This window comes from Mycobacterium sp. SM3041 (assembly GCF_039668335.1).
Lineage (GTDB): Bacteria > Actinomycetota > Actinomycetes > Mycobacteriales > Mycobacteriaceae > Mycobacterium.
This window is the reverse complement of record NZ_JAYXBQ010000007.1, coordinates 25,798-45,597: the sequence shown is the minus strand read 5'-3', so window position 1 is coordinate 45,597 and position 19,800 is coordinate 25,798. Positions and strand designations below refer to the sequence as shown.

Below are 19,800 nucleotides of genomic sequence, written 5' to 3'. Positions count from 1 at the left end.
CGGTACTGTGTCATGGCCATGTCTTCGCCTACCTTGCGCCCCGCTGACCCTGTCGGGGCCGCGCTGGGCTCGTTGGCCGACCACGTCGGCGCCGCGCTGCCGTCCGAGGCCCAGGCCGGTGAGCTGCGCGTCACCGGTGTCACGCTGAGCAGTCGCGACGTCGTCGCCGGTGACCTGTTCGCGGCGCTGCCGGGATCGGCCGCCCACGGCGCGCGGTTCGCCGCCGACGCCGTCGCGGCCGGCGCCGCCGCGGTGCTGACCGACCCGGAGGGGCGGGAGCTCCTGGACGTGGATGTGCCCGTCCTCGTGCACCCCGACCCGCGGGCGGTCCTAGGGGAAGTTGCCGCCGAAATTTACGGCCGGCCCTCGGAGCGGCTGCGCGTCATCGGCATCACCGGAACGTCCGGCAAGACCACGACCACCTATCTGGTGGAGGCGGGGCTGCGCGCCGCGGGACGGGTGGCCGGGCTCATCGGCACCGTCGGCATCCGGATCGACGGGCGCGACCTGCCGAGCTCCCTGACCACCCCCGAAGCGCCGGCGCTGCAGGCGCTGCTGGCCACCATGGTCGAACGCGGTGTCGACACCGTCGTGATGGAGGTGTCGAGCCACGCGCTGTCGCTGGGCCGGGTGGACGCGCTGCGCTTCGCCGCCGGCGGTTTCACAAACCTGTCGCGCGACCACCTCGATTTCCACCCCACCATGGACGCCTACCTGGACGCCAAAGCCCGGCTGTTCCAACCTGATTCGCCCAACCATGCCGAAGTGTCGGTCGTCTGCGTGGACGACGACTGGGGCCGCAAGATGGCGGCGCGGGCCGCCGATCCGGTGACCGTCAGCACCACCGGCGACGCCGACTGGACCGTCACCGACATCGAGGCGGACCGCGGCGGCCAGCAGTTCACCGCCGTCGGGCCCGACGGCGCCCGGCACGCGCTGCGGATCGGCCTGCCCGGCGGCTACAACGTCGCCAACGCGCTGCTCGCGGTGGCACTGCTCGACGCCGTCGGTGTCACGCCTGAGCAGGCGGCACCCGGACTGGCGACCGCCACCGTGCCCGGCCGCCTGCAGCCCATCGACCGCGGCCAGGACTTCCTGGCCCTCGTCGACTACGCGCACAAGCCCGGCGCCCTGGAGGCGGTGCTGCAGACGCTGCGCCCGCAGACCCAGGGCCGCCTGGCGGTGGTGTTCGGCGCCGGCGGCAACCGGGATGCCGGAAAGCGCGAACCGATGGGACGCATCGCCGCGGAACTCGCCGACCTGGTCGTGATCACCGACGACAACCCGCGTGACGAGGATCCCGACCTCATCCGGGCCACCATCGCCGCGGGCGCCGCCGACGGTTCGGCCGAGGTGGTGGTGATCGGTGACCGCCGGGCCGCCATCGACCACGCCGTCGCCTGGGCGCGCGCGGGCGACACCGTCCTGGTGGCGGGCAAGGGCCACGAGTCGGGCCAGACCCGCGCCGGCCAGACCCGGCCCTTCGATGATCGTGATGAGTTGGCCGCCTCGCTCGATGCGGCGGCCGGGAAAGCTGGGGAGTCACCCGCATGATCGACCTGACCCTGGCAGAGATCGCCGACATCGTCGGCGGCGAACTGTCCGACATCACGCCGGAGGCTGCCGCCGCCACGCGTGTGACGGGCACCGTCGAATTCGACTCGCGGGCTGTCACCGCAGGCGGGCTGTTCCTGGCGTTGCCGGGCGCCCGGACCGACGGACACGACTTCGCCGCGGGTGCGGTGGCGGCAGGTGCCGTCGCGGTGCTGGCGGCCCGGCCGGTCGGCGTGCCGGCCATCGTCGTGAAACCGGTTGCCGGACAGGTCGATTCGGCCTCGGGCGCGCTGGAGCACGACACCGACGGCTCGGGTGCCGCGGTGCTGGCGGCCCTGGGCAAGCTGGCCCGTGCCGTGGCCGACCGGCTGACCGCCGGCGGTCTGCGGATCATCGGCGTCACCGGCTCGTCGGGCAAGACGTCGACCAAGGACCTGCTGGCCGCGGTACTGGCGCCGCTGGGTGAGGTGATCGCGCCGCCCGGATCGTTCAACAACGAGCTCGGCCATCCGTGGACCGTGCTGCGCGCCACCGGCGACACCGACTTCCTGGTGCTGGAGATGTCCGCGCGGCACCCCGGCAACATCGCCGCGCTCGCCGAGATCGCGCCGCCGTCGATCGGTGTGGTGCTCAACGTCGGCACCGCGCATCTCGGCGAATTCGGTTCACGCGACGTCATCGCCGCGACGAAATCCGAACTGCCGCAGGCTGTCCCGGCATCCGGTGTCGTCATCCTCAATGCCGACGATGGTGCCGTGTCCGCCATGGCGGACGTCACCCGGGCCCGGGTCGTGCGGGTATCCCGCTCGCCGGGCGCCGACCTGTGGGCCGGTGACGTCACCCTCGACGAGTTGGCCCGCCCGCGCTTCACCCTGCACGCGGGGGAGCAGCAGGTTGACGTCGCTCTGGCCGTGCACGGCGACCACCAGGTGTCCAACGCGCTCAGCGCCGCCGCCGTCGCGCTGGAATGCGGCGCGACGCTGCCGCAGGTGGCCGACGCGCTCGCCGGCGCCGGCCCCGTCTCGAAGCACCGCATGCAGGTCACCACCCGGGCCGACGGCGTGGTCGTGGTGAACGACGCCTACAACGCCAACCCCGACTCGATGCGCGCGGGCCTCAAGGCACTGGCCTGGATGGCCAAGTCGGCGCGCGCCGAATCCGGCGCGCCGGTGCGTAGCTGGGCGGTGCTCGGCGAGATGGCCGAACTGGGTGACGACGCGATTGCCGAACATGACAGCATCGGTCGACTGGCCGTGCGTTTAGATGTGTCACGACTGGTCGTCGTCGGAACCGGGAGGACTATGGGCGCCATGCAACACGGCGCGGTGATGGAAGGTTCGTGGGGCAGCGAGGTATCGCCCGTCCCCGATGCCGAAGCCGCGCTTGATTTGCTGCGCGCCGAGCTGGAGCCCGGCGACGTCGTGCTGGTCAAGGCCTCGAACTCCGCGGGGCTCGGCGCGCTGGCCGAGGAGCTGGCACGGGAGGGGCAGGCATGATCCAGATCCTGTTCGCCGTCGGTATCGCGCTCGCGGTGTCGATCGTGCTGACGCCCGTGCTGATCCGGCTGTTCACCCGCCGCGGCTTCGGTCACGAGATCCGCGAGGACGGTCCGGCCAGCCACCAGAAGAAGCGCGGGACACCGTCGATGGGTGGCGTGGCGATCATCGCCGGCATCTGGTGCGGGTATCTCGGTACCCACCTTGTCGGCTTGCTGGTCGACGGCGAGGGGCCGTCGGCCTCGGGCCTGCTCGTGCTCGGTCTGGCCACGTCGCTGGGTGCCGTCGGCTTCATCGACGATCTGATCAAGCTCCGCCGGGCCCGCAACCTGGGTCTGAACAAGACCGCCAAGACCGTCGGCCAGCTGGTGTCGGCCGTGCTGTTCGGCGTCCTGGTGCTGCAGTTCCGCAACGGCTACGGGCTGACGCCCGCCAGCGCCGGCCTGTCCTACGTGCGCGAGATCGCGACCGTCACCCTGGGCCCGCTGCTGTTCGTGCTGTTCATCGTGATCCTGGTCAGCGCGTGGTCCAACGCCGTCAACTTCACCGACGGTCTGGACGGGCTGGCGGCCGGCGCGATGGCGATGGTCAGCGCGGCGTATGTGCTGATCACGTTCTGGCAGTACCGCAACGCGTGCGCCACCAGCCCGGGACCGGGCTGCTACAACGTTCGTGACCCGCTGGACCTGGCGCTCGTCGCCGCCGCGACAGCGGGCGCATGCATCGGCTTCCTGTGGTGGAACGCCGCACCGGCGAAGATCTTCATGGGTGACACCGGCTCGCTGGCACTGGGCGGCATCATCGCCGGCCTGTCGGTGACCAGCCGGACCGAGACGCTGGCCATCGTGCTCGGCGCCCTGTTCGTCGCCGAGGTGACCTCGGTCGTGGTCCAGATCCTGGCCTTCCGCACCACGGGACGGCGGGTGTTCCGCATGGCGCCGTTCCACCATCATTTCGAGCTGGCCGGCTGGGCCGAGACCACGGTGATCATCAGGTTCTGGTTGCTCACTGCCATCGCCTGCGGGCTCGGGGTGGCGCTGTTCTACAGCGAATGGCTGTCGGCGGGTGGCCGCTAGACACGCGGCTCCCAGCCGACATTCAGCATTTGCGCGGTGGTGCCCGAGGCCGCTGTTAGGGTTCGCGCCATGAGTGTCGAGAAATACCTGGTCGGGCCGGTTGTCGTGCTGGCGGGCGCGGCGCTGATCGCCGGTTGCGGCGGTTCGGACGGCAAGTCCGGGAGTGGTGGCCAGGCCGCGGCGAAGTACGACATCTCGAAGGTCGGCGGTGCCAAGAGCAGCCTGCCGCCGGGTTACGACCCGATGGATCTGGAGGCCGACACCGTCACGCAGGAGAAGCTGGACGCACCTGGTGTCGGCGCGCTCACCACAACTCCGCCGTCGATCGTCACTCCCGCCGAGTGCGCGTCGCTGCTCAAGCCGCTCGCGCCCGCCGGCGTCGGCGCCAAGACCGCGGGCTTCATCGGCAGCAACCAGGAGGGCCACACCGTCATCGTGATGGCGGCGGAAGCGGCCGGCACCGTCGGCGAACTCGGCCACGCGGGCTGCGATCAGTTCACCGTCGACTCGACCGACGGCGTCACCGCAACGGTCGACCGCGTTCCCGGCCCCGACATCGCGGGCGCCAAGACCATGGGCGTACAGGCGCACATCGCCGCCAATGGCAAGGCCATCGAGGAGACCACCTACACCGCCGTCCTGGGGGACAAGACGGTGGCCGTCGTCCAGGCCGACGTCGATCCGCAGGTCGCCAAGGAGTTGCTCGTCAAGGCGGTCGCGGCGATCAAGAGCTGATTTCTCCGACGCCGCGGCCGCCGCGAATGTAACCAGGCGGCGGCAGAACGCGCCGAATCTCGCCGTGACGTCGCATTCGTGACGGCGCGCCGCTGACCGTGCGCCCGCGGCGCAGTGTCAAGGAGCCACGGGGGCCTCGCGGGCCGTGTGATGAGGGACTCCTGGCAAATCGCCCCATTCCGGCGACACGCGCCGGATGTGCCACGCCCTGCGGGTGCGACAGGGGAGGATTTTGGGATGCAAGGGACAGTTGTGGTTTCTGTGACCAATGTGAACGACGAGGTCGGGTAGTCACATGCCGGACATCCTTGCAAAGCTGCGCCGGGGCAAAGCCGGCCCGGAAACGCCGCAGGCCCCGGACGAGAAGAACCCGAGCGCCTCCGACGCCGGCGGCAAAGACGCGGGCAAAGACGCGGGCAAAGACGCGGCCGCGGAGTCGACGGCGAAGGCCGCTCAACCCAAGCGGCAGGGCCCCCGGGCCCGGTTCGGGGCCTGGCTGAGCCGGCCGATGACGTCGTTCCACCTGGTCATCGCCTGTGCGGCACTGCTGATCACCCTGGGTCTCACCATGGTGCTCTCGGCCTCGGGCGTGCACTCGTACGACGAGGACGGCTCGCCCTGGACGATCTTCGCCAAGCAGGTGCTCTGGACCGTCATCGGCCTCATCGCGTTCTACGTCGCGCTGCGGTTGCCCATCGCGTTCATGCGCCGGATGGCGCTGCCGGCGTTCATCGTCAGCCTCGTGCTGATCGCCCTGGTGCTGATCCCGGGCATCGGCCACCTGTCCAACGGCGCCCGCGGCTGGTTCGTCGTCGCCGGTTTCTCGATGCAGCCGTCCGAGCTGACCAAGATCGCCTTCGCGATCTGGGGTTCGCACCTGCTGGCGACCCGCCGCATGCAGCACGCCGGCTGGAAAGAACTGCTGTTCCCGCTGGTCCCCGCGGCGGTGCTGGCGCTGGGCCTGATCGTGGCCGAGCCCGACCTCGGGCAGACGGTGTCGGTGAGCATCGTGCTGCTCGGCCTGCTCTGGTACGCCGGTCTGTCACTGCGGATCTTCCTGAGCTCCCTGGTCCTGTGCATCGGTGCGGCCGCGATCATGGCGGTCTCGGCCGGCTACCGCTCCGACCGCGTGCGGGCGTGGCTGGACCCCGACTCCGACCTGCAGGGCATCGGTTATCAGTCGCGGCAGGCCAAGTACGCGCTGGCCAACGGCGGCATGTTCGGTGACGGGCTGGGGCAGGGCACCGCGAAGTTCAACTACCTGCCGAACGCGCACAACGACTTCATCTTCGCCATCATCGGTGAGGAACTCGGCTTCATCGGCGCCGCGGGCCTGCTGGCGCTGTTCGGCCTGTTCGCCTACACCGGTATGCGCATCGCCCGCCGGTCGGTCGACCCGTTCCTGCGGCTGCTGACCGCCACCACCACGCTGTGGGTGGTCGGCCAGGTGTTCATCAACGTCGGCTACGTGCTCGGCCTGCTGCCGGTCACGGGTATCCAGCTGCCGCTCATCTCCGCCGGTGGAACCGCAACGGCCACAACGCTTCTGCTGATCGGCCTGATCGCCAATGCGGCGCGCCACGAGCCCGAGGCGGTGGCCGCGTTGCGCGCCGGCCGCGACGACCGGATGAACCGGATCCTGCGGTTGCCGCCGCCCGTGCCGTATTCGCCGACCACGCTGGACTCGGCCCGGGACCGGCTGCGTGGCCGCGGCGACAAGCCGGTCCGCAAGCCTGCCGCCCGGCAGGCCAAACCCACCAAGCCGGCAAAGCCCGCCAAGGCTGCCCGCCCCACCCGGCAGGCCACCCGGCAGGAGCCGCCGGGCCGGCAGCGCCGGACCGACGCCCCGCGGCGCACGCGACGCACCGAGGAACCGGACCGGCGGTCGGACCGCGCCCGCCGAAACCCCGTACCGGCCGACGGTGCCGGACGGCGTGCAAGGCAAAATGGTGACCTCAAGGGTCAACAAAGACGTGACCCGCGCCGGTCGGACCCGCGGGTCCGCACATTGGAAGGTCAGCGGTACGGGTGAGTGTGAGTTCGGGCCGGAGCGACGGGGGAGGGCCCCGCATCTCGGTGGTTCTGGCCGGAGGCGGCACCGCAGGTCACATCGAACCCGCGATGGCGGTCGCCGACGCACTGGTGGCGCTGCGGCCCGATGTCCGGATCACCGCCCTCGGCACGGCCCGCGGGCTGGAGACCCGGCTGGTTCCCGAACGTGGCTACGACCTCGAGTTGATCACGCCGGTTCCGTTGCCGCGCAAACCTTCTGCCGACCTGGCGCGGCTGCCGCTGCGGGTTCGCGCCGCGGTGCGTGAGACCCGCGACGTCCTCGACGCCGTCCAGGCCGACGTCGTCGTGGGCTTCGGCGGCTACGTCTCGCTGCCGGCCTACCTCGCCGCCCGCGGTGGGGGACTGCGCCGGCGCCGCACCGTCCCGGTCGTGGTGCACGAGGCCAACGCCAGCGCGGGCTGGGCCAACAAGGTCGGCGCCCGCTCGGCGCGCCGGGTGCTGGCCGCGGTACCGGATTCGGGTCTCAAGGGCGGCGAGGTCGTCGGCATCCCGGTGCGCGAGTCCATCACCTCGCTCGACCGGGCCGCGTTGCGCGCGCAGGCCCGCGAGTTCTTCGGATTCGCCGACGACGCCCGCGTGCTGCTGGTGTTCGGCGGCTCCCAGGGCGCGCAGTCGCTCAACCGCGCCGTTTCCGGTGCGGCGAAAAGCCTCGCCGCGCAAGGTGTTTCGGTCCTGCACGCCTACGGCCGCAAGAACACCCTCGAGCTGCCGGAGCCGGCGCCGGGCGCGCCGCCGTATGTCGGGGTGCCGTACCTCGACCGCATGGATTTGGCTTATGCGGCTGCCGATCTGGCCATCTGCCGGTCCGGCGCCATGACCGTCGCCGAGGTCAGTGCCGTCGGTCTGCCCGCGGTCTACGTGCCGCTGCCGATCGGCAACGGCGAGCAACGACTCAACGCACTCCCGGTGGTCGACGCCGGCGGCGGCCTGCTGGTCGACGACGCCGAGCTGACCCCGGACTTCGTCACCGAACGGATCGGAAACTTGATGCGCGACACCGCCGCACTGGATCAGATGACGACGGCGGCCGCGCTGGCCGGCCACCGTGACGCGGCCCGGCGGGTGGCGCAGATCGCCCTGGAAGTCGCGGGCGTCGCGGCCGGATCGGATGCCCGGTGACGGCGCGGGAGCTGCCACCCGAGCTGGCCCGGGTGCACATGGTCGGTATCGGCGGTGCCGGGATGTCCGGCATCGCCCGGATTCTGCTGGACCGCGGCGGCCAGGTGTCCGGTTCGGACGCCAAGGAATCCCGTGGTGTCGCGGCGCTGCGGGCCCGCGGGGCCGAGATCCGGATCGGGCACGACGCGTCGTCGCTGGACATGCTGCCGGGTGGTCCGACCGTCGTGGTCAGCACGCACGCCGCCATCCCCAGGGACAACCCTGAGCTGGTGGAGGCCCACCGGCGCGGCATCCCGGTGATCATGCGCCCGGTCGTGCTCGCCAAGCTCATGGACGGCTACCGCTCGGTGCTGGTGACCGGCACGCATGGCAAGACCACGACGACGTCGATGGTCATTGTGGCGTTGCAGCACAATGGTTTTGACCCGTCGTTCGCCGTCGGTGGCGACCTGGGTGAGGCCGGCACCAACGCGCACCACGGCAGCGGCGACTGTTTTGTCGCCGAGGCCGACGAGAGCGACGGCTCGCTGCTCGAATACACGCCCGACGTGGCGGTGGTGACCAACATCGAGGCCGACCACCTGGACCACTTCGGCAGCGTCGAGGCCTACACCGCGGTGTTCGACGACTTCGTGGCCCGGCTGCGTCCCGGGGGCGCGCTGGTGGTGTGCGCCGACGACCCGGGCGCCGAGGCGCTGGCCCAGCGGTCGGTGGAGCGCGGCGTTCGCGTGCTGCGGTACGGCATGGGTAGTGCGCAGCGCACGGATCTGGAAGCCACGCTGCTGACCTGGCAGCAGCAGGGCACCGGCGGCGTGGCCGCCATCCAACTGGCGGGCGAGCCGCACCGCCGGGGCATGCGGCTGTCGGTGCCGGGCAAGCACATGGCGCTCAACGCGCTGGCCGCGCTGTTGGCGGCCCGCGAGGTCGGCGCGGATCCGGAGGCCGTGCTCGACGGTCTCACCGGGTTCGAAGGCGTGCGGCGCCGCTTCGAGGCGGTCGGAACCGCTTACGGCGTCCGGGTTTTCGACGACTACGCGCACCATCCCACCGAGGTCCGGGCGACGCTCGAGGCGTTGCGGGCGGTGGCCGGCACGTCGCGCTCCATCGTGGTGTTCCAGCCCCACCTGTATTCGCGCACACAGACTTTCGCGAAGGAGTTCGGCCAGGCGCTGGATCGTGCCGACGAGGTGTTCGTCCTCGACGTGTATGCCGCGCGGGAGGCCCCGCTGGCCGGCGTCAGCGGCGCGAGCATCGTCGAACACGTCTCGGCCCCGGTGCATTACGTGCCGGACTTCTCCGCGGTCGCCGAGCAGGTGGCGGCCAAGGCCGGTCCCGGTGACGTCATCGTCACCATGGGCGCCGGCGATGTCACGCTGCTGGGCCGCGAGATCCTGACCGCGCTGGAGATCAAGGCAAACCGCGCAGCTCCGGGACGGCCCACGCCGTGACCGTGGAGGACGGCTCGGGGGAGCCGGCTGCCGAACCTATTGCGGCGCAGGACGACACGGTGCCGGGCGAGGTCGCGGCGGAGGTGGCGCCGGACGCGGCGGCAGAAGCGCCCGCGGACGAGGCGGCGCCGGACGCCGCGTCGGCCGATCCCGCGTCACCCGACTACGAGGGGCCCCGTCGCCGTGCCCGGCGGGAGCGGGAGGAACGCCGCATCGCGCTGGAGCGGGCCAGGGCCCTGGAGCAGGCGCGTCAGGAGGCCCGGCGCCGGGCGGCGGGCCTGTCCGAGCAGCCGAAGGCGCCCACGCGCGGTGTCATCCGTGGACTGAAGATGTTGCTGTGGTCGGCGGTGACGGCCGTCGTCGCCGTCACGCTGGGTCTGGTGCTGTACTTCACGCCGATCATGGCGGTCCGGCACACCGTGGTGACCGGTCTGGCGAGCCTCACCGAAGACGAGGTGAAGGCGGCCGCCGCGGTCAAACCGGACACGCCGCTGCTGCAGGTCAACACCGACGCGGTGGCCGAACGGGTCGCCACGATCCGGCGGGTGGCCAGCGCCAGGGTGCAGCGGGAGTACCCGTCCACGCTGCGGATCACGGTGGCCGAGCGGGTCCCGGTGGCGGCCAAGGAGTATCCGGACGGTCCGCACCTGTTCGACCGCGACGGGGTGGATTTCGCGACCGAGCCGCCGCCGCAGGGACTGCCGTACCTCGATGCCGACAATCCGGGGCCGAAGGATCCGGCGACGCTGGCGGCCCTCGAGGTTTTGTTGTCGCTGCGTCCTGAGGTGTTCAGCCAGGTCGCGCGGGTTGGGGCGCCGTCGGTTGCCGCCGTCACGCTGACGCTGAACGACGGTCGTGAGGTCATCTGGGGGACCACCGACCGCACGGAGGAGAAGGCGCTCAAGCTGGGCGCGCTGCTCACGCAGCCGGGGCACACCTATGACGTGTCCAGTCCCGACCTGCCCACTGTGAAGTAGCTCATCGACTTCCCGTCGCTGTGCTCGTCCGGGCCGAGAAAAATCGCGTGAACTCTCGGCGCGCCTGCACGGCTGCGGCGCGGCCGCACCCTACCGTTCTGTTTGCGCGGAACAACTTGACATAACTCTAACCCTATGGTTGAGGTTTAGGGTTTTGATTCGAGAAGTTTTGCTCAGGACAAACCGAGCCAGGGAGGAAGACGTCAGATGACACCCCCGCATAACTACCTCGCCGTCATCAAGGTGATCGGTGTCGGCGGCGGCGGCGTCAACGCCGTCAACCGCATGATCGAACAGGGCCTTCGCGGCGTCGAGTTCATCGCGATCAACACCGACGCGCAGGCGCTGCTGCTCAGTGAGGCAGACGTCAAGCTCGATGTCGGTCGCGACTCGACCCGTGGCCTGGGTGCCGGCGCCGACCCCGAGGTGGGACGCAAGGCCGCCGAGGACGCCAAGGACGAGATCGAAGAGCTGCTGCGCGGCGCCGACATGGTGTTCGTCACCGCCGGCGAGGGTGGTGGCACCGGCACCGGTGGCGCGCCCGTCGTCGCCGGCATCGCCCGCAAGCTCGGCGCGCTGACCGTCGGTGTGGTGACCCGCCCGTTCTCGTTCGAGGGCAAGCGCCGCTCGAACCAGGCCGAGCTGGGCATCCAGGCACTGCGCGAGAGCTGCGACACCCTGATCGTCATCCCCAACGACCGCCTGCTGCAGATGGGCGACGCCGCCGTCTCGCTGATGGACGCGTTCCGCAGCGCTGACGAGGTGCTGCTCAACGGTGTGCAGGGCATCACCGACCTGATCACCACGCCCGGCCTGATCAACGTCGACTTCGCCGACGTCAAGGGCGTCATGAGCAGTGCCGGCACGGCGTTGATGGGTATCGGTTCGGCCCGCGGTGACGGTCGTGCGCTCAAGGCCGCCGAGATCGCCATCAACTCGCCGCTGCTGGAGGCGTCGATGGACGGCGCCCAGGGCGTGCTGATGTCGGTGGCCGGCGGTAGCGACCTCGGTCTGTTCGAGATCAACGAGGCCGCGTCGCTGGTGCAGGACGCCGCGCACCCCGAGGCCAACATCATCTTCGGAACCGTCATCGACGATTCGCTGGGCGACGAGGTCCGGGTCACGGTCATCGCGGCCGGGTTCGACACCGCGGGTCAGAGTCGTAAGCCCGTCACCTCGGCGGTGCCGGGTGCGACGGCGACGCCGGCTGCTGCCGGTGGCGCGCACCGGGCGCAGACCTTCGGCACGGCGAGCGCCGGCAAGGTCGGTGCCTTCAACGCCGACCCGGGTACCGTCCCGGCGGCGACCAACGGTGTGACGGTGAGCGTCGGCGGCCGCGGCGACGACGATGACGACGTCGACGTGCCGCCGTTCATGAAGCACTGACGGTGACCGAGTGGCGCGGATACGCCGGATAAATTTGTCATCGTGACGTTCCGTATCCGCAGAGTGACTACGACGCGTGCGGGCGGGGTCTCGAAGGCCCCGTTCGACACGTTCAACCTGGGTGACCACGTCGGCGACGATCCAAAGGCCGTGGCGGCCAACCGGACTCGGCTGGCCGAGGCCATCGGGCACGGCCCGCTGGTGTGGATGAACCAGGTGCACGGTGACCATGTCGAAGTTGTCGAGGGCCCTGGAACTGGAGCCGGGGGAGCCTACGACAACACCGACGCCCTGGTCACCGCGACACCGCGGCTTCCGCTCGCGGTGATCACGGCCGACTGTGTGCCGGTCCTGTTGGGTGATGCGCGCGCCGGTGTGGTGGGCGCCGTGCATGCCGGACGGGTCGGCGCGCAGAAGGGCGTGGTGCTGCGCACGGTCGAGGCGATGCAGAAACTCGGTGCGCAGGTGCAGGACATCTCGGTGCTGCTCGGTCCGGCGGTCAGCGGCCGCAATTATGAGGTGCCCTACGAGATGGCCGACGACGTCGAGGCGGTGCTGCCGGGCAGCATCACCACGACCGCCCGCGGCACGGTGGGTCTGGACCTGCGGGCCGGCATCGCCAAGCAGTTGGCCGGCTTGGGTATCGAGGCCATCGACATCGACCCGCGCTGCACGGTCGACGATCCGAATCTCTTCAGCCACCGACGTGGCGCCCCGACCGGGCGGCTGGCGTCGGTGGTGTGGATGGAATGACCAGCACGCCGCGCGAGGCCGAACTGGCCGCGTCGCTGGCCCGGATTCAGGAGCGGATCGACGCTGCCGCGGCAGCCGCCGGCCGGGATCGGGCCGACATCGAATTTCTTCCGGTGACCAAATTCTTTCCGGCGAGTGATGTTGTTGCGCTGTTCGGATTGGGCTGCCGGGCATTCGGTGAATCCCGGGAGCAGGAAGCCTCAGGCAAAGTCGATGAGGTGTCGGGCGTCTTGTCGGACAAGAAATTGATCACAGCGCCGGGCGAATTGTTGGATGCGTCATCGAACATAGAGTCGAACAATGCAATTCGATGGCACATGATCGGCCGAATTCAACGCAACAAGGCGCGGGCCGTGGCGCGCTGGGCGGCGGTGGCGCATTCGGTCGATACCGGGCCGTTGATCGCGGCGTTGTCCCGCGGCGCGGTCGAGGCGCTGGACCAAGGCCGCAGGTCCGAGCCCCTGCAGGTCTACATCCAGGTCAGTCTGGACGGCGATCCGGCGCGCGGCGGCGTCCCGGTGGACCGGCCCGATCTGGTGGACGATCTGTGCGCGGCCGCGCACGCGGCCCCGGGCCTGGGTTTGGCGGGCCTGATGGCGATCCCGCCGCTGACCAGCGACGCCGAGGCGGAGTTTGCGCGGCTGGAGGCTGAATTGCTCAGGGTCCAAACGCAATACCCCCACCGGCTGGGGCTCTCCGCGGGCATGTCCAACGACCTGGAAATCGCGGTGCGACACGGGTCAACGTGTGTGCGTGTCGGTACCGCGTTAATGGGACCGCGTCCTCTAACGTCACCATGAGTAGTCACTCCAGTCACACTTACATCACAGTCACCAGACACCACATTCTTAGCTAGGGGCATCCGATGAGCACACTGCACAAGGTCAAGGCCTACTTCGGTATGGCGCCGATGGACGACTACGACGACGAGTACTACGACGACGAAGACCGTCCATCGCGCGCCTACCAGGCGCCGCGCCGCCCCCGCGACGAGCGTTTCGAGGACGACGACTACGGCCGTGGTGAGCCGCGCGGCTACGACGACCGCATGGGCCGCGAATACGAAAGTGCCCCAATGGGTTACCGCGGTGGCTACGACGAGATGCCGGCGCGCGGCCCGCGCGAGTTCGAGCGTCCGCGCTTCAACACCCTGCGTGGTGCCACCCGTGGTGCCGTCGCCATGGAGCCCCGCCGCATGGCCGAGCTGTTCGAGGCCGGCAGCGCCCTCGCCAAGATCACGACCCTGCGTCCCAAGGATTACAGCGAGGCCCGCACCATCGGTGAGCGCTTCCGTGACGGCACCCCGGTGATCATGGACCTGGTGTCGATGGACAACGCCGACGCCAAGCGCCTCGTCGACTTCGCCGCCGGCCTGGCCTTCGCGCTGCGCGGCTCGTTCGACAAGGTCGCCACCAAGGTGTTCCTGCTGTCGCCGGCCGACGTCGACGTCAGCGCCGAGGAGCGTCGCCGCATCGCCGAGGCGGGCTTCTACAGCTACCAGTAACACCTGCGCAGCTTCACGCAAGACCCCTTCGGCCCCCGGCCGGAGGGGTCTGCGTTAGGTAGGCTCGCTCCCAAGCGCCGACAGCAGTCGGCGCTTTTCCCGCGCTAGTGAGGTCTGTTGCATTGACCCTGTTCTTCGACATTCTGGGTTTTGCGCTGTTCGTCTTCTGGCTGCTGTTGATCGCCCGCGTGGTGGTGGAGTTCATCCGCGGATTCAGCCGGGACTGGCAGCCGAGGGGACTGACCGTGGTGATCCTCGAGGCGATCATGACGGTGACCGATCCTCCGGTGAAGCTGTTGCGGCGCTTGATCCCTCCGCTGACCATCGGGCCGGTCCGGGTCGACCTGTCCATCGTGGTGCTGCTCATGGTGGTGTTCATCGGCATGCGGCTGTCGTTCGATCAGGTGGGGGCCTGAGCGCGACGTTCCCCTGACCTGCAGAAGCGCATTAATTACATTTATGTAATTAATGCGCTTCTTTCGTTTTGGTCAATTCGCGCCGCGCGTCGGGCCGCGTTGCCGAATTCCAATGAAACATTGAAATTCGTTCTTAATTCCGGACCTCGCCTGCAACCGACGGGTCTGCTGTGACAGGATGGACGCCAGTTACTCCACGATCGCTCTACACTTTGATCGCTCTACACTTTGACACCGATTGACGGTCCAGACTGCAAGGGGGCAGAAGATGCCGCTAACTCCGGCTGACGTCCACAACGTCGCATTCAGCAAGCCGCCGATTGGCAAGCGCGGTTATAACGAGGATGAGGTCGATGCATTCCTCGATCTCGTCGAGACCGAGCTGACTCGGCTGATCGAAGAGAACAGCGATCTGCGGCAGCGGGTCGCCGAGCTCGACGCCGAGCTCCAGTCCGCCCGCACCGGCCAGCCGGTGGCGGCTCCGGTCTTCACCCCGCCTGCGCCGGAGCCCGAGCCCGTCGCGGCGCCCGCGCCGGCGGCCGCTCCTGTCGCCGCGCCGGTCGGCGAGGACCACCACGTCCGCGCGGCCAAGGTGCTGAGCCTGGCCCAGGACACCGCCGACCGTCTCACCAGTTCGGCCAAGGCCGAGGCCGACAAGACCCTCGCCGACGCCCGGGCGCAGGCCGATGCCCTGGTCAGCGACGCCAAGCGCACTGCCGAGACCACGGTCGCCGACGCCAAGGCGCGCGCCGAGGCCATGCTGGCGGACGCGCAGACCCGTTCGGAGGCCCAGCTGCGTCAGGCCCAGGACAAGGCCGACGCCCTGCAGGCCGACGCCGAGCGCAAGCACACCGAGATCATGGGCAACATCAACCAGCAGCGCACGGTGCTGGAAGGCCGCCTCGAGCAGCTGCGCACGTTCGAGCGCGAGTACCGCACCCGTCTCAAGACCTACCTGGAGTCCCAGCTCGAGGAGCTCGGCCAGCGCGGCTCTGCCGCTCCGGCGGATTCGGCGGCCGGTGGCGAGGGTGCTGGCTTCGGCCAGTTCAACCGGGGCAACAGCTGACGGCTGACCAATGCTGATCATTGCCCTGGTCCTTGCCCTCATCGGGCTGACCGCGCTGGTGACCGCGATTGTCACGAGCAATGAGCTGATCGCCTGGGTGTGTATCGGCGCCAGCGTCATCGGGGTGCTGCTGCTCATCGTCGACGCACTGCGCGAACGCTCGCGCGGCGGTGCGGCGGCCGAGTCCGCCCCCGACGTCGACGACGCGCTGGCCACCGAGGCCGGCGAGGAAGCCGCGGCGGAGGAAGAAGCCGCCGCGGAGCCTGTCGAGGACTACCCGGCCGACGAGCCCGAAACGGTTGTGGCCGAGAAGGTTTCAGAAGACGAGGCGTCTGACGAGCCCCAAGAGGCCGAGGCCGAAAGCTCTGATTCCGACGAGCCCGAGACCGAAGCGGCGACCGTCATCACGACCGACACGGAATCGGCGGAGTCCGAGGCCGCTGACGCTGCCGAGGAAACCGACGAGCCTGAGGAAGCGGGCGCCGAGGAAGCCGAGGCAGACGAAGAAGCCAAGGCAGACGAAGACGAGGCCAAGAAGGCCTGAGCCCCCGGCGCTCTCAATTTCATACTGATGCCACCGCCGCGACGGACTCCCCGTCGCGGCGGTGCTCTTTTTCTCCACCCGGCCGGAGAAGTACATGGCTTCAATCGCCAGGCACGTGAGGTGTTGTGCGCGAAGCCAGGTACCAGTTCTGGCCGTCAGACGTCCCTGACTTCAACAACCGCCGCGGATCGCCACCACGACTGAAGTCACGTACTCCTCGGCCCCGCATCCGGCATCGACCACCTGATCGGCACCGCCGTCGGCCGCATGCGCCCGCCCGAACTCTCGCGCCCCGCTTATTTCGTGCTTGTTGCGTCGATACGACGGCTGTGAATCATGGCGGTCACGAACCACAGGGCCCTCCAAGTGAGTGCCTATTGACTTTGCTGACACCGAAGGGCAACAGCCGCGGCATCGCGCGCCCGTACATATGTAGCCAACCAATTTCCTACCTGGGAGGCTTTGTGAGTCTGTTGAGTCGAAACCGCGACATCGAGCACTGGGATGCTGAGGATGTTGCTGCGTGGGACGCGGGCAATAAGAACATCGCCAAGCGGAACTTGATCTGGTCGATCTTCGCCGAGCATGTCGGCTTCTCGGTGTGGAGCATCTGGTCGGTGATGGTGCTGTTCATGCCGCAGGCCGTCTACGGCATCGATGCCCTGGGCAAGTTCGTCCTCGGCGCCGTCCCGATCGCGGTCGGGTCGTTCATGCGCATCCCTTACACCATCGGACCGGCCCGGTTCGGTGGCCGTAACTTCACGATCTTCAGCGCCCTGATGCTGGCCATCCCGTGTGGGCTGACCATGTACTTCATGATGCATCCGGGTACGTCGTACACGACGTTCCTGATCGTCGCGGCGGTCGCCGGTTTCGGTGGCGGTAACTTCGCGTCGTCGATGACGAACATCAACGCCTTCTACCCGCAGCGGTTGAAGGGCTGGGCGCTGGGCCTGAACGCCGGCGGCGGCAACATCGGTGTGCCGGTCATCCAGATCATCGGCCTGGTCACCATCGCCACGCTCGGCAACCGTCGTCCCGAGGTGGTCTGCGCCATCTATCTGGTCTTGCTGGCCGCCGCGGCCCTCGGTGCCGCGTTGTTCATGGACAACATCCAGGGCCAGAAGTCGAACCTCTCGGCGATGGTCGAGGCCATGAAGTTCCGCAACTCGTGGGTGATGTGCTTCCTCTACATCGGTACGTTCGGTTCGTTCATCGGGTTCAGCTTCGCGTTCACCCAGATTCTGAACATCAACTTCACCGCACAGGACGTCGCGCCGCTGCTGGAGAAGTACCACGTCGCGTCGGTGGCCAAGCTGCCCAAGGAAGCCGCCAAGGAGCTGGCCAAGGCCAACTTCGACGCCTCCATCCACACCGCGTGGATCGCCTTCCTGGGCCCGCTGCTGGGCTCGATCTCGCGTCCGTTCGGCGGCAAGCTCGCCGACAAGATCGGTGGCGGCAAGATCACGCTGTACGTCTTCACGGCGATGACGGCCATCACCGCAGTCCTGGTCAGCGCCGGCATGTGGGACGACGCCACCAAGGGTCCGGCGACGGGTGCGCAGATGGCTGTCTACATCACGGCCTTCATGGTGCTGTTCATCCTGACCGGCCTCGGCAACGGGTCGACCTACAAGATGATCCCGTCGATCTTCGAAGCCAAGGCGCAGAGCAAGGACGAGTTGGGTGCTGCGGAGAAGACCCTGTGGTCGCGCAGCATGTCCGGCGCACTGATCGGCTTCGCCGGTGCGGTCGGCGCGTTCGGTGGCGTGCTCGTCAACATCGTGCTCCGGGCGTCCTACGCCGGGCCAGCGCACTCCGCGACCACCGCATTCTGGGTGTTCCTCGCCTTCTACGTGGTGTGTGGTGTCGTCACCTGGTTCGTGTTCCTGCGTCAGCCGCACCTGCGTGCGGCGACGGGCGAGCACGTCGGCCGGGATTTCGTTCCGGCAACGTAGCCGGCTTCTGGCCAGTTGGCCGAAATGCCCCGCGGGAGTTTCCCGCGGGGCATTTCGTTGTTCGGGGCAGGGAAGTTTGTGATCCAGATAACTGGTCCAACCAGTTGACCAGTAGTCGCGGCGACCCTGATCATTGACCCCATGGACATCGCACCCGTCACGCGGTCCGCGGTCAGTGACTCGGTCTTCGCGCACCTCGTCGACGAGATCCTGTCCGGTCGCGTCGCGGTCGACGACGCACTGCCGTCCGAGCGCGAGCTGGCCCTGGCCTTCGCGGTGAACCGGCACGCCATCCGGGAAGCACTCAAACGGCTACAGCAGGCCCGGCTGGTGCGGATCAGTCACGGCGGCAAGACCAGGGTCCAGGACTGGCGGCAGACGGCCGGCCTGGACGTTCTCAGCACCCTCGCCGCCACCGGCGCCGTGCCGGCGCTGCAGATCGCCTGCGACATCATGGTGATGCGCCGCTCTGTCGGAGCCGACGCGGCCCGGCTGTGCGCGAGGAACGCCTCCGACGAGCAGCTGGCGGTCATCGCCGATGCCGCTGCGGCCTACCCGGCGCAGCACACCGACGAATCGATCGCCGCTGACCTGACGTTCTGGACCGCGATCGTCGACGGCAGCGGCAACCTGGCCTACCGGCTGGCGCTCAACACGCTGGTCGCGGCGTTCGCCGACATCGGCTTCGGCTCGATCGCCGACCTCGGTACGTCCGCCGAACTGGCCGACCGCGACGCCCACATCACGCTGGCCGGGCACCTCGTTGCGCGCGACGCCGACGCCGCTCACCGCGTGGCCGACGACCTGCTGGGCCGGGTCGTCGAAATCCTTTCCGCTCAGCAGTAGGAGTCATTGCCCATGTTCGATCTGATCTTGCATGCCGTGCCGGTGTTCGTGCTCTGTCTGGTGCTCGAGGCGCTGTCCTTCCGCTTCCTGCCGGACGACGACGAGGTCGGATACGAATTCCGGGATTCCCGAACGAGTCTCACGATGGGCATCGGCAACGTCATCATCAACATCGGCTGGAAGCTGGTGGTCCTGGCGGCGCTGAGCGCGGCGTACCTGGTGGCGCCGGTACATCTGCCCGCCGACAATCCGCTGACCTGGATCGCGCTGTTCGTCGCCGACGACTTCGTCTACTACTGGTATCACCGGACGCACCACACGATCCGGCTGTTCTGGGCCAGCCACGTCGTGCACCACTCCAGCGAGCACTACAACCTGTCGACCGCACTGCGGCAGACGTGGACGCCGTTCACGGCGCTGCCGTTCTGGTTGCCGTTGGCATTTCTCGGCTTCGCGCCGTGGATGATCCTGCTGCAGCAGTCGGTCAGTCTGCTGTACCAGTTCTTCATCCACACCGAGCGGGTCGGAAAGCTGTGGCGGCCCATCGAATTCGTGATGAACACGCCGTCGCATCACCGCGTGCACCACGGTTCCAATGACCAGTACCTGGACACCAACTACGGTGGCATCCTGATCATCTGGGACCGGCTGTTCGGCAGTTTCCGCCCTGAGGGCGAGCGTGTGGTCTACGGTCTGACCAAGAACATCAAGACGTTCAACCCGCTGCGGGTTGCCACCCACGAATACACCGCGATCTGGCAAGATGTGCGCGCGACCAAGACGTGGAAGCAGCGCTTCGGACACACGTTCCGTGGCCCGGGCTGGTCGCCCGACAGCGCGTAACGCAGC

General features: G+C 68.8%; 17 protein-coding genes and 1 pseudogene. All 18 read left to right on the top strand.

Annotation, left to right across the window (positions count from 1 at the left end; all coding sequences use genetic code 11):
• Positions 1–12 precede the first annotated feature (12 nt).
• The 18 genes and pseudogenes from VXD91_RS03305 (at position 13) to VXD91_RS03220 (ending at position 19,794) form a co-directional block, all read left to right on the top strand.
• Positions 13–1,554 carry a UDP-N-acetylmuramoyl-L-alanyl-D-glutamate--2,6-diaminopimelate ligase gene (locus VXD91_RS03305; RefSeq protein WP_212812070.1) on the top strand — a complete coding sequence of 514 codons (1,542 nt, stop codon included), beginning with the start codon at positions 13–15 and terminating at the stop codon, positions 1,552–1,554.
• On the top strand, positions 1,551–3,050 hold the full coding sequence (gene murF / locus VXD91_RS03300; protein WP_212812069.1) for a UDP-N-acetylmuramoyl-tripeptide--D-alanyl-D-alanine ligase: 1,500 nt from the start codon (positions 1,551–1,553) through the stop codon (positions 3,048–3,050). The genes VXD91_RS03305 and murF overlap by 4 nt, the downstream gene beginning before the upstream one ends.
• The gene (gene mraY, locus VXD91_RS03295) at positions 3,047–4,126 is read left to right on the top strand and encodes a phospho-N-acetylmuramoyl-pentapeptide-transferase (RefSeq protein ID WP_212812068.1); all 1,080 of its coding nucleotides are present in this window, start codon (positions 3,047–3,049) and stop codon (positions 4,124–4,126) included. Before murF ends, mraY begins: the two co-directional genes overlap by 4 nt.
• Before the next feature lie 69 nt (positions 4,127–4,195).
• Entirely contained in the window at positions 4,196–4,861 is a 666-nt protein-coding gene (locus VXD91_RS03290) for a DUF5642 family protein (protein ID WP_212812067.1), read from the top strand.
• Positions 4,862–5,156: 295 nt separating this feature from the next.
• The gene (gene ftsW / locus VXD91_RS03285; protein ID WP_212812066.1) at positions 5,157–6,893 is read left to right on the top strand and encodes a putative lipid II flippase FtsW; all 1,737 of its coding nucleotides are present in this window, start codon (positions 5,157–5,159) and stop codon (positions 6,891–6,893) included.
• Positions 6,890–8,053 (top strand): undecaprenyldiphospho-muramoylpentapeptide beta-N-acetylglucosaminyltransferase, encoded by a 1,164-nt coding sequence (gene murG / locus VXD91_RS03280; protein ID WP_256445356.1) that lies wholly within the window; start codon positions 6,890–6,892, stop codon positions 8,051–8,053. The genes ftsW and murG overlap by 4 nt, the downstream gene beginning before the upstream one ends.
• The gene (murC, locus tag VXD91_RS03275) at positions 8,050–9,501 is read left to right on the top strand and encodes a UDP-N-acetylmuramate--L-alanine ligase (RefSeq protein ID WP_212812065.1); all 1,452 of its coding nucleotides are present in this window, start codon (positions 8,050–8,052) and stop codon (positions 9,499–9,501) included. The genes murG and murC overlap by 4 nt, the downstream gene beginning before the upstream one ends.
• Complete coding sequence (locus VXD91_RS03270) at positions 9,498–10,478, top strand: cell division protein FtsQ/DivIB (RefSeq protein ID WP_305798713.1); 981 nt, start codon at positions 9,498–9,500, stop codon at positions 10,476–10,478. The genes murC and VXD91_RS03270 overlap by 4 nt, the downstream gene beginning before the upstream one ends.
• Positions 10,479–10,685: 207 nt before the next feature.
• Entirely contained in the window at positions 10,686–11,864 is a 1,179-nt protein-coding gene (gene ftsZ, locus VXD91_RS03265; RefSeq protein WP_212812064.1) for a cell division protein FtsZ, read from the top strand.
• Between the two features lie 42 nt (positions 11,865–11,906).
• Entirely contained in the window at positions 11,907–12,617 is a 711-nt protein-coding gene (gene pgeF / locus VXD91_RS03260; protein WP_082371024.1) for a peptidoglycan editing factor PgeF, read from the top strand.
• Positions 12,614–13,417 carry an alanine racemase gene (locus VXD91_RS03255; RefSeq protein ID WP_212812063.1) on the top strand — a complete coding sequence of 268 codons (804 nt, stop codon included), beginning with the start codon at positions 12,614–12,616 and terminating at the stop codon, positions 13,415–13,417. Before pgeF ends, VXD91_RS03255 begins: the two co-directional genes overlap by 4 nt.
• Positions 13,418–13,482: 65 nt before the next feature.
• On the top strand, positions 13,483–14,121 hold the full coding sequence (locus VXD91_RS03250; protein ID WP_212812062.1) for a cell division protein SepF: 639 nt from the start codon (positions 13,483–13,485) through the stop codon (positions 14,119–14,121).
• Positions 14,122–14,243: 122 nt separating this feature from the next.
• Entirely contained in the window at positions 14,244–14,537 is a 294-nt protein-coding gene (locus VXD91_RS03245) for a YggT family protein (protein ID WP_020103629.1), read from the top strand.
• Between the two features lie 268 nt (positions 14,538–14,805).
• Positions 14,806–15,603 carry a DivIVA domain-containing protein gene (locus VXD91_RS03240; RefSeq protein WP_212812061.1) on the top strand — a complete coding sequence of 266 codons (798 nt, stop codon included), beginning with the start codon at positions 14,806–14,808 and terminating at the stop codon, positions 15,601–15,603.
• A gap of 10 nt (positions 15,604–15,613) precedes the next feature.
• A pseudogene (locus VXD91_RS03235) lies at positions 15,614–16,000 on the top strand (hypothetical protein); the annotation flags it as partial.
• 611 nt (positions 16,001–16,611) lie between these two features.
• Positions 16,612–18,105: a nitrate/nitrite transporter gene (locus VXD91_RS03230; protein WP_212812059.1), complete on the top strand. Its 1,494-nt coding sequence runs from the start codon at positions 16,612–16,614 to the stop codon at positions 18,103–18,105.
• Between the two features lie 141 nt (positions 18,106–18,246).
• Complete coding sequence (locus tag VXD91_RS03225; RefSeq protein WP_212812058.1) at positions 18,247–18,951, top strand: GntR family transcriptional regulator; 705 nt, start codon at positions 18,247–18,249, stop codon at positions 18,949–18,951.
• 12 nt (positions 18,952–18,963) lie between these two features.
• Positions 18,964–19,794, top strand: coding sequence for a sterol desaturase family protein (locus tag VXD91_RS03220; RefSeq protein ID WP_212812057.1), 831 nt, complete (start codon positions 18,964–18,966; stop codon positions 19,792–19,794).
• Positions 19,795–19,800: the final 6 nt, after the last annotated feature.